At 60.4% G+C, this 9,219-nt stretch carries 8 protein-coding genes and 1 tRNA gene; 7 read left to right on the forward strand and 2 right to left on the reverse strand.

What is annotated here, in order from left to right; all coding sequences use genetic code 11:
• Positions 1-339: helix-turn-helix domain-containing protein (locus HMPREF9463_RS00870; RefSeq protein ID WP_035136634.1), on the reverse strand; the 339-nt coding region annotated here is incomplete at its 3' end.
• Between the two features lie 246 nt (positions 340-585).
• On the opposite strand from HMPREF9463_RS00870, the gene HMPREF9463_RS00875 reads away from it, so the two are divergent.
• The 5 genes from HMPREF9463_RS00875 to HMPREF9463_RS00895 all read left to right on the forward strand — a co-directional run bounded on the left by HMPREF9463_RS00875 (position 586) and on the right by HMPREF9463_RS00895 (position 4,173).
• The gene (locus HMPREF9463_RS00875; RefSeq protein WP_035136636.1) at positions 586-1,575 is read left to right on the forward strand and encodes a PTS sugar transporter subunit IIB; all 990 of its coding nucleotides are present in this window, start codon (positions 586-588) and stop codon (positions 1,573-1,575) included.
• An 18-nt stretch (positions 1,576-1,593) separates the two neighbouring features.
• Positions 1,594-2,412: a PTS mannose/fructose/sorbose transporter subunit IIC gene (locus HMPREF9463_RS00880; RefSeq protein WP_035136637.1), complete on the forward strand. Its 819-nt coding sequence runs from the start codon at positions 1,594-1,596 to the stop codon at positions 2,410-2,412.
• Between the two features lie 16 nt (positions 2,413-2,428).
• Positions 2,429-3,349 (forward strand): PTS system mannose/fructose/sorbose family transporter subunit IID, encoded by a 921-nt coding sequence (locus tag HMPREF9463_RS00885; RefSeq protein ID WP_035136639.1) that lies wholly within the window; start codon positions 2,429-2,431, stop codon positions 3,347-3,349.
• Between the two features lie 120 nt (positions 3,350-3,469).
• On the forward strand, positions 3,470-3,868 hold the full coding sequence (locus HMPREF9463_RS00890; protein WP_035136640.1) for a DUF956 family protein: 399 nt from the start codon (positions 3,470-3,472) through the stop codon (positions 3,866-3,868).
• A gap of 229 nt (positions 3,869-4,097) precedes the next feature.
• Positions 4,098-4,173: transfer RNA gene (locus HMPREF9463_RS00895), tRNA-Arg, on the forward strand.
• Positions 4,174-4,617: 444 nt separating this feature from the next.
• Here the strand turns inward: HMPREF9463_RS00895 and HMPREF9463_RS10610 are convergent.
• On the reverse strand, positions 4,618-4,866 hold the full coding sequence (locus HMPREF9463_RS10610) for a helix-turn-helix domain-containing protein (RefSeq protein WP_084591725.1): 249 nt from the start codon (positions 4,864-4,866) through the stop codon (positions 4,618-4,620).
• Positions 4,867-4,990: 124 nt separating this feature from the next.
• Between HMPREF9463_RS10610 and HMPREF9463_RS00900 the strand changes: the two genes are divergently transcribed.
• A complete protein-coding gene (locus HMPREF9463_RS00900; protein ID WP_035136641.1) occupies positions 4,991-8,347 on the forward strand; it encodes a hypothetical protein in 3,357 nt (1,118 codons plus the stop codon).
• A 65-nt stretch (positions 8,348-8,412) separates the two neighbouring features.
• Complete coding sequence (locus HMPREF9463_RS00905; RefSeq protein ID WP_232219718.1) at positions 8,413-8,838, forward strand: hypothetical protein; 426 nt, start codon at positions 8,413-8,415, stop codon at positions 8,836-8,838.
• Positions 8,839-9,219: the final 381 nt, after the last annotated feature.

Below are 9,219 nucleotides of genomic sequence, written 5' to 3' on the forward strand. Positions count from 1 at the left end.
GGCCGCCTCCTGCGCCCTCCTGGCGCTGTAGAACACCCTGGGCCTCCTCGAGCAGCCGTAGCCCCTCCTGTGCGAGCAGCCGTTGCAGCACCTCGGCCACGCGGAGAGCCTGGGGCAGGCCCCCGACAGGTCCGCGGGCGCGGGCTCGCCGTAGCGCGAGCGCGGCGCGGTGACGTAGCGGTGCGCCGCCACCTCCCTGGTCACGGTCGAGGGCGACCTGCCGAGCTCCGCGGCGATCTCGCGGGCGCTGCGGTTGCGGTCGAGCATCCTCTCGACCGTGTTCCTCTCGTGCCTCGTGAGCCTCCCGTACGACCTTCCGGACGGCTTGGGTCTGGACATGCCGGCCTCCCTCCATCGCGGGCCGGGGGATTCCGGCCCCTCTGGGGTTGCCTACCCGGATTCGCGCCTCAGGACTCAGCGCAACGCGTTGCGCTGAGTCCTGAGGCTGTTGCAATGAAAATGAGAATCAAGGCGTTTAAACAAATAATGCAACCTTTTACGAATTTAGCTATAATTCCACAAACCAAACAGGTATACTCCTTTCATGTCGTGTAGGAATTACGTAGACAAAAAGGAGGTTATGTGATGGTAAGTATTGTTCTTGCTAGCCACGGGGACTTGGCAGCTGGAATCAAGCAGACGGGCTCGATGGTCTTTGGCGATCAGCCGTCTGTTGCCGTGGTCTCGCTCGAGCCGAGCATGGGCCCCGACGACTTCCGTGCCAAGGTCGAGGAAGCAATCGCTTCCTTCGAAGACCAGGAGCAGGTGCTCTTCCTCGTTGATCTGTGGGGCGGCACGCCGTTCAACCAGATCAGCGGGCTCATCGAGGGCCACGATTCCTGGGCTATCGTCACCGGTGTCAACCTGCCTATGCTCATCGAGGCATATTCGCAGCGCTTTGACGCAAAGAACACTGCACATGCGATCGCAAAACATCTCGTGACTGAGGCTAAGGCTGGCGTGCGCGTCAAGCCCGAGTCTCTGGAGCCCGAGGAGAAGAAGCCGGCTGCGGCCGCCGCTGCTCCTGCAGGCGCCATCCCTCCGGGAACGGTCATCGGCGACGGGCACATCAAGATTGCCCACGTCCGTATCGACACCCGTCTGCTGCATGGTCAGGTGGCCACCACGTGGACCAAGCAGATCAACCCCAACCGCATCATCGTGGTTTCCGACGGCGTTGCTCACGACGAGCTCCGCAAGACCATGATCGAGCAGGCTGCCCCTCCGGGAGTCCATGCCAACGTCGTGCCCATCAAGAAGATGGCCGAGGTCGTCAAGGACACGCGCTTTGGTGACACCAAGGCCATGCTGCTCTTCGAGAACCCGCAGGATCTGCTCAGGGCCATCGAGGCCGGCGTCGACATCAAGGAAGTCAACATCGGTTCCATGGCTCACTCCAAGGGCAAGGTCGTCGTCACCAACGCCGTCGCTATGGGCGATGACGACGTTAAGACCCTCGAGGCCCTCAAGGCCAAGGGCGTCAAGTTCGAGGTCCGCAAGGTTCCTTCGGATGCCTCCGAGGATCTCGACGCCATGTTGAAGAAAGCTAAGGCCGAACTGGCCGCTCAAGCATAGTAAAGGAGGGTCCGATACATGTCTGCAATCACTATTCTGCTTGTTGCGATTGTCGCGTTGCTTGCCGGTATGGAAGGCATTCTGGATGAGTTCCAGTTCCATCAGCCGCTCGTGGCATGCACGCTTATCGGTCTCGTAACCGGTCACCTTCAGGAGGGCATCCTCCTGGGCGGTTCGCTCCAGATGATGGCCCTTGGCTGGGCTAACGTCGGCGCCGCCGTCGCGCCTGACGCCGCTCTGGCCTCGGTCGCTTCTTCGATCATCATGGTGCTCGCCCTCAACGGTGGCGCCACTGATTCGGCCAAGGCCGTTACCGCGGCCATCGCCGTCGCCGTCCCGCTGTCGGTCGCTGGTCTGTTCCTGACCATGATCTGCCGTACCATTGCTACCGCTATCGCTCACGCCATGGACGGTTGCGCCGAGAAGGGCGACTTCTCCGGCATCGAGCGCTGGCAGTACGCTGCCATCCTCATGCAGGGCCTTCGTATCGCCATCCCGGCAGTACTTCTGTGCGTTATCCCGGCCGAGGCTGTTACCAACGCGCTTAACGCTATGCCCGACTGGCTGTCCGGCGGCATGGCCGTCGGCGGCGGCATGGTCGCTTCCGTCGGTTACGCCATGGTCATCAACATGATGGCCACCAAGGAGACCTGGCCGTTCTTCATCCTCGGCTTTGTCCTTGCTGCCATCCCTCAGCTCACGCTGATCGCCCTTGGCCTCATCGGCATCTCCCTTGCCCTCATCTACCTTGGCCTTAAGGATCTGGCCAAGCAGGGTGGCGGCACGGGCGGTGGCTCCGGCGACCCGCTCGGCGACATTCTGAACGATTACGAGTAGGAGGGGAGTGATACATATGGCAGAGAACAAGATTCAGCTCACCAAGGCTGACCGTAAGAAGGTTTGCTTCCGTCATCAGTTCCTTCAGGGCTCGTGGAACTACGAGCGTATGCAGAACGGCGGCTGGTGCTTCGCAATGATCCCTGCGATCAAGAAGCTCTACACCAGCAAGGATGACCAGATTGCCGCGCTTAAGCGCCACCTGGAGTTCTATAACACCCACCCCTATGTTTCCGCCCCCGTCATTGGCGTTACCCTCGCCCTCGAGGAGGAGCGCGCCAACGGTGCTCCGATCGATGACGTCGCCATCCAGGGCGTCAAGGTCGGTATGATGGGTCCGCTCGCCGGCGTCGGTGACCCCGTCTTCTGGTTCACCCTTCGCCCGATTCTGGGCGCTCTGGGCGCTTCCCTGGCCATGTCCGGCAGCATCGTCGGTCCGCTGCTGTTCTTCTTCGCGTGGAACATCATCCGTTACGCTTTCCTGTGGTACACGCAGGAGTTTGGCTACAAGGTCGGCTCCTCTATCGCCAAGGACCTCTCCGGCGGTCTGATGGGCAAGGTCACCGAGGGCGCTTCCATCCTGGGTATGTTCATCATCGGCGCCCTGGTCGAGCGCTGGGTGTCCATTTCCTTCACCCCGATCGTCTCCACGGTCAAGCAGTCTGCTGGCGCCTTTATCGACTGGGCTAGCCTGCCTTCCGGTTCCGAGGGTATCAAGGAAGCGCTGACGATGTACAACTCCGTCGGTGCTACCGCCCTTGATCAGATGAAGGTCACCACGCTCCAGGGTAATCTCGATCAGCTCATCCCCGGCCTTGCCGCCGTGTGCCTGACCCTGCTGGTCTGCAAGCTCCTCAAGAAGAAGGTTAGCCCGATCGTCATCATCCTGGCTCTCTTCGCCGTCGGCATCATCGGTCGCTTCTGCGGCTTCATGTAAGCACGCTTCGGCTTAAGACCGAGAGTTGCTAGGTAAGGGCTTTTGAGCCATTGAAACGGACCGCACCCGGTGGGTACACTGGATGCGGTCCGATTGTTTTAATTGGAGGGCGAGGCGCGTATGGCGCAATCTCAGAACAGCACGGTCGATCTGGCAACGCCGGCAACCTGCCTGATGGGGCTTACCAGCCACGGTAACGTGATGGTGGGCAATAAGGCGTTCGAGTACTATAACGAGCGCAATCCCGAGGATTATATTCAAATCCCGTGGGACGAGGTCGACTATATTGCCGCCGAGGTTTTGCGCGGCACCAAGAAGATCACGCGTTTTGCCATCTTTACCAAGGATAACGGCCACTTTACGTTTACGACGCGCGATGACAAAGAGACGCTTCGTGCGGTCCGTAAGTACGTCGATGAGGATAAGCTCGTGCGTTCGCCCGATTTTATCGACGTAACGACCAAGGGCGCCAAGAGCATCCCCGCTGCCATCAAGAGCCTTTTCCACAGAGACAGCTAATCGTTGGCGATAGATGGCGGAAAATGCATCCCGGAATTTGTTCTCATTCCGGGATGCATTTTCCTTTTGAGGGCCAGTTGGGAAAGCTTGTCCCATTATTTCGCGTTATTCCGGGTTATTCTTTCCGATATTGAGGATTGCCCTCGGAAACTATTCGCTATAGAGCCTTCTCGATGAGTGGCCATGCGCTACATGGCAAAGGGGTAAATCTGCTACACTAGTACAACATGCCTCCGTAGCTCAGGGGATAGAGCACCGCTCTCCTAAAGCGGGTGTCGACGGTTCGAATCCGCCCGGGGGCACCAGGAAAATCGCAGGTCAGGAGTTATTTTTGCTTCTGACCTGTTCTGGTTTTGGGGCTAAGAACCGCTTCCGTTTGTAAATCTGGTAAGTAAATATTATGACTTCCCGAGTTTTCCACTGAAAACAGGAAATCACCATTTTGGGGATAAAAGTTTTCAACAGCTGTCAGTCGGTTCCATTTTGGTGAAGCGCTTCCCCCTTTTGGGTAAATTATTTCACCATTTTGATGATTCGGTAGCTTCGAATTCTTTGATAAAACGCCTGTTCAGAAGCTTGTGCTATACCCATTTTGGTGAAACCAATTAATAGAGAAATATACTATAAAGAAATAGGGACGGCGATGCCGTCCCCTTCGCTCGCAAAGCTCGCTGCGCGGTCACGTGCCGTGACCTTGCCGCCGGCTACGCCGTCGATTGATACGCTCACTGCGTTCGCTGATTGATAGACTAATCCGTTATATCGGTGACACCAGTCATAAGTGCAGCGATTGACATGTTGAATCCATTGGCAATTTTACAGATGTTGGAAAGACTGACATTTCTTCGTCCGACCTCTATCGAGGCGTAGTAAGACCTGTCCATGTCGATACGGTTCGCAAATTGCTCTTGTGAGTAACCAAACTTTGATCTGAGTTCTTTGCAGCGTAGACCAAAGGATCGTTGTAGTGGCGAGATATCCATGACAAAAAGAGTCATGGATTGTTGTATAAAAGCCAACGGACTATATACAACAGTCCCAGTTAAGGCGCATAATTATCTCTATTGGAAAGCGCTCTGATGCCCAGTCGGATAGGGCACGGAAAAGGAATGGAACAGCACAATGACCCAGGGAAAGCACTTCGCTGCCGGTGGCGATCACTTCGCCGCACTGCTAAACAAAAAGATTCACACTCCGAAGGGGATCGCGCGTCTGACTGTCACCGCGGCGACCATGGCCGCCATGACCGGATCGAGCCTCATCTCACCGTTCACGGCATTCGCCCAGACCGGTGACGGGGGCACGCAGCACCCCGCCGTGATGTCGCCGATCGCCGCCCACGCCGGCGCGGCATCCGGTACCGGCGCGAAATCCGCCGCACAGACCATCGCGGACCTGCAGAAGGCGGTCGACGAGGCGAAGGCGAAGGAGGACGCCGCCAAGGCATCCTACGATGAGGCTGCCGGTCCCTACAACGAGGCGGCTTCCGCCCGCGACCAGGCCAAGGCATCCTACGATTCGGCAGTCAGCGCCGGCACGGCAGCCGACCGAGCGGCAATGGACGAGTACGCCCGTCAGGTCGCGGAGGGCAAGGACGCCGCCGATGCCGCCGGCAAGGACCTCGAGCAGGCGAAGGCAGGTCTCGCAGACGCCAAGGCCGATGCGTCCGAGAAGGACGAAGCGTACCAGTCCGCCCTCAAGGCGGCCCAGGATGCCAAGGATGCCCTCGATAAAGCCAAGGCAGATGCCGTAAGCGCCACCCCGGAGGCAATCAGTGCCGCCGAGCAGGCCGTGCGCGACGCCCAGGCTGCCGTGGACAGGGCACAGGCCAATCTCGCCAACGCCAACGCGACGCTTGCCGATGCCCAGTCCAAGCTGGTTGCGGCCCAGTCTGCAAAGGATTCCGCCGATTCCGTCCTTGTCGCAGCCAAGCAGAACAAGGACGCGGCGGATGCGAAGGCCGCAGCCGCCAGCGCCGCCTACGAGAAGGCGAAAGCAGACCTCGCCGCAGCGGAGGCAGGCGCGAGCGGCCCGGAGTACAATGCGGCAAAACAGAAGGTCGCGGACGCGGAGGCAGCCCTCGCTGCCGCACAAGCGACACAGTCCCAGTGCGAGTCCGAGCTCGAGCAGGTACAGTCCGCTGCGGCAACGGCACAGGCCGACCTGAATGATGCCCAGGTGGCCCTCTCCGTAAAGCAGCAGGCCGCGGCCGATGCCGAATCCGGTGTGAACGCCGCCCAGTCCGCTCTCGATGCCGCGAACGCCGGCCTCGATGCGGCCAAGCAGGCGAATGCCGACGCCGTCGCCAAGCTGGATGCCGCGAAGCAGGCTGTCAAGGACGCCGAGTCCGCCAAGGCAGCCGCCGACGTAGAGCTCGCGAACGCCAAGGCTGCAAAGGATACCGCAGACGCCGCCGTGACCGCCGCTCAGCAGAAAGTCGACGAGGCCCAGGCGAAACTCGATTCCGCCGACGTGCAGCTCAAGCAGGGAGCCATCGGCTTCTTCCGTGCCATGGGTGCCGAAGATGCAGCCAACATCATCCTGAACGCCAAATATGCCGGAAAGACCGAAGTCGGCAACTCCAAGGACGCCACGTCTCTTGACAATATGCTCAATGCGATCAGGTGGATGAAGTCCGTCAACGACTACCGCAAGTCGGTCGGCCTGTCCGAGCTCCATGTCACCTACAAGCTCATCGCCGGTGCGATCGCAGATGCCAACTACAGCGACACCGTGCTCGATCATGCCCGTCAATATGATTTTGCCGAAAACCTGGCATGGAATTACGGAATCGATCCGAGTGGGCAGTGGATCGAGCAGGAGAAGGGCTTTTTCGACAAGGCAACGGAGGCCCTTTATGGAGTCACCGGTCTTGTCGGCAAGGATGCCTATGATTTCTATGCAAAGAACGGCGTCGCAATCAACCATTGGATTGCAAACAACTGCCGCTGGGAGAACGGCAGCAGCGGCACCGTCGGCCATTACATGAACATCATCAATCCCGAACTCGCCGTTATGGGAATGGCAACCTGCACCAAGGGCACCATGTCCGGGCTTCAGACGCAGTGCTACACCGCAGAGATCTCCGGCTGGTCCGGCTCCGGTTGGAACACGAACCCCATCTCCGTCGACGAGTACGAGCAGAAGCTGACCTCCTATATCAACGGCCTCAAGAACGCCAAGAGCGCACTCGACGTAGCCAAGGCCGATCTCGCATCCAAGCAGCGGGCAGCCGCCGGCGCCGCCGCAACCGTCCAGCAGAAGCAGGACGCAGCGGATTCCGCACAGGCAGACGTCGATGCCGCGAAGCAGGACGTCACCGATGCCCAGCGTGCCGTCGATGCCGCCAAGGCTGATGTCGCCGCCAAGCAGCAGGGCGTCACGGATGCCCAGACCGAGCTTGATGCGGCGAAATCGGACCTCGATGTCGCCAACGCGGCAGTCGATACGGCAAAGTCGACCGTCCAGCAGAAGCAGGTCGCCTTTGATGCTGCCAACGCAGCCGTAACGACCGCACAGTCTAAGTTGGATTCCGCCAAGGCGGACACCGCTGCTAAGCAGCAGGACGTCATGGATGCGAACGCCGATCTCGCGAAGTTCTTCCAGGACGTCGCCGACGCCAAGAAGGTGCTCGATACAGCAAAGAGCGTCCATGACGCGGCGGCAGCCGATCAGGTCGAGAAGGCGACCGTCCTCGCCGCCGCCGAGCAAAAGGCAGACGCCACCGCACGCGCCCTCGCGGATGCCCAGCGTGCCGTCGATGCCGCAAAGGCCGACACCGGCGTTGCCGCCGACAGGCTCACCGGCTCCCAGACCGATCTCGAGGACGCACAGTCGAACCTCGACATCCTCACCGGTCTTGCCGCGAAGCTCGCAGAGGCACAGCAGCGCGAGCAGGATGCAGTAAAGGCCGTCAATGACACCAAGGCCGCGCTCGATGCTGCGAAGGCGGATACCATCGCCGCCGAGTCCCTGGTCTCCGCCGCCGAACAGGCAAAGGCACAGGCAGGCGCCAAGTTGTCGAAGCTGAACTCCATCGATGCCGACGCGGCGCTCGCCTTCGGCCATGATGTGAACGCGGATGACGCCCTCAACGCGCTTTTCGCCGCAGCAGTCGAGGCACGTGCCAAGGTCGCTCCTGCCAAGGCCATCCTGGACGAGAAGCAGGCCGCGGTGGACGGGCTCCAGTCCGGCTATGATGCGGCACTCGCCGCCTACGAGCAGGCGAAGTCCGACCGCATCGCAGCGGAGCAGAAGCTTTCCGATGAGATCGCACGACAGGAGGCAAAGGAGGCGGCAAAGCAGCAGGCGGCATACACCCCGAAGCACCTCGCCGGCACGGATACCGCCCAGCCCGGCAACCTCGCCCAGACCGGCGACAGCGCGGGACTCATCGGCGAGACGTTCGCCATCGGCGGCACCGTCCTCGTGGCAGCCGGCGTCTTCCTCGATCGGAAGAAGCGCCGCGAGCAGATGTAAAAGCGAACCGGGCGCTGGACACCGGCCAGTGGTCAACGCCCGGCTTCATGGATAGGGAGATCGGTGTGAGAACAAAGGCTATTATCGTTGCGTTTCTGGTGTGCCTCATGGCACCTCAACTTGGATGCTCCAGCGTTGCAAAGCAAGAAAGCGGCTCTGCGGAAAGGACCACCACAGCGGTAAAGAATAAAGACAAAAAGAAGCCAAGCGAAGAAAAGGCGGCGCGAGCCTCTGGAGCCAAGTCCGAGGAGAAGAAAGAGTCCGCCGACAAGGACCAGAAGTCCGATGACTCCAAGAAGGAGGATAACAAGTCCTCCGACTCGTCGAAGTCAGACGGCAATGGTGATTCCTCCCAGTCTAAGCAGAATTCCGGTAATTCTCAGAACTCTGGCAGCAATAACTCTTCTTCCAACGGCGGTAGCCAGAAGAAGTGGATTGCCGAGCAGGGCCACTGGGAGACCGATTACAGCCAGGTCTGGGTGCCGGGTTGATTTTCAATCTCAACGCAACAGCCTGAACGGACCCCGCGTTTCCGCAGCTAGCGCAACGCGGAAATAGCTCCCGGCACCTGGCCATCACTTCGTTTCCGCAGGTGGAGGGGCTGTGGAGTCCGGTGCCCCCATGCCGCCGCCGCATGCTCCGCCAGCCCGCCGCGCAGCCGTTCCGGACTCAGCGCAACGGGCCCTCCGGCCCATGTCCCGGCCCGCCGCCTATCCCGCCAGCGGCCCCTCGCCCCTCGCGGCCCTGGCCCTTTCGATGCAGCCGGGCGTGAGGTCGAGCTCGCCGGGCGCCAGCTCCTCTACTCCCGAACGCGTCCATGAGGGCGGAGGCGTCCTCCCCGAGGGCCATCCGCAGCACGCGCGCCGGCGTCA

Source organism: Collinsella sp. 4_8_47FAA (genome assembly GCF_000763055.1).
In the GTDB taxonomy this organism is placed as follows: domain Bacteria; phylum Actinomycetota; class Coriobacteriia; order Coriobacteriales; family Coriobacteriaceae; genus Collinsella.

Coding starts and splice junctions, on each gene's coding strand:
- HMPREF9463_RS10610 (WP_084591725.1), bottom strand. CDS start 4,866: ATGACTCTTTTTGTCATGGATATCTCGCCACTACAACGATCCTTTGGT.
- HMPREF9463_RS00900 (WP_035136641.1), top strand. CDS start 4,991: ATGACCCAGGGAAAGCACTTCGCTGCCGGTGGCGATCACTTCGCCGCA.
- HMPREF9463_RS00890 (WP_035136640.1), top strand. CDS start 3,470: ATGGCGCAATCTCAGAACAGCACGGTCGATCTGGCAACGCCGGCAACC.
- HMPREF9463_RS00880 (WP_035136637.1), top strand. CDS start 1,594: ATGTCTGCAATCACTATTCTGCTTGTTGCGATTGTCGCGTTGCTTGCC.
- HMPREF9463_RS00885 (WP_035136639.1), top strand. CDS start 2,429: ATGGCAGAGAACAAGATTCAGCTCACCAAGGCTGACCGTAAGAAGGTT.
- HMPREF9463_RS00875 (WP_035136636.1), top strand. CDS start 586: ATGGTAAGTATTGTTCTTGCTAGCCACGGGGACTTGGCAGCTGGAATC.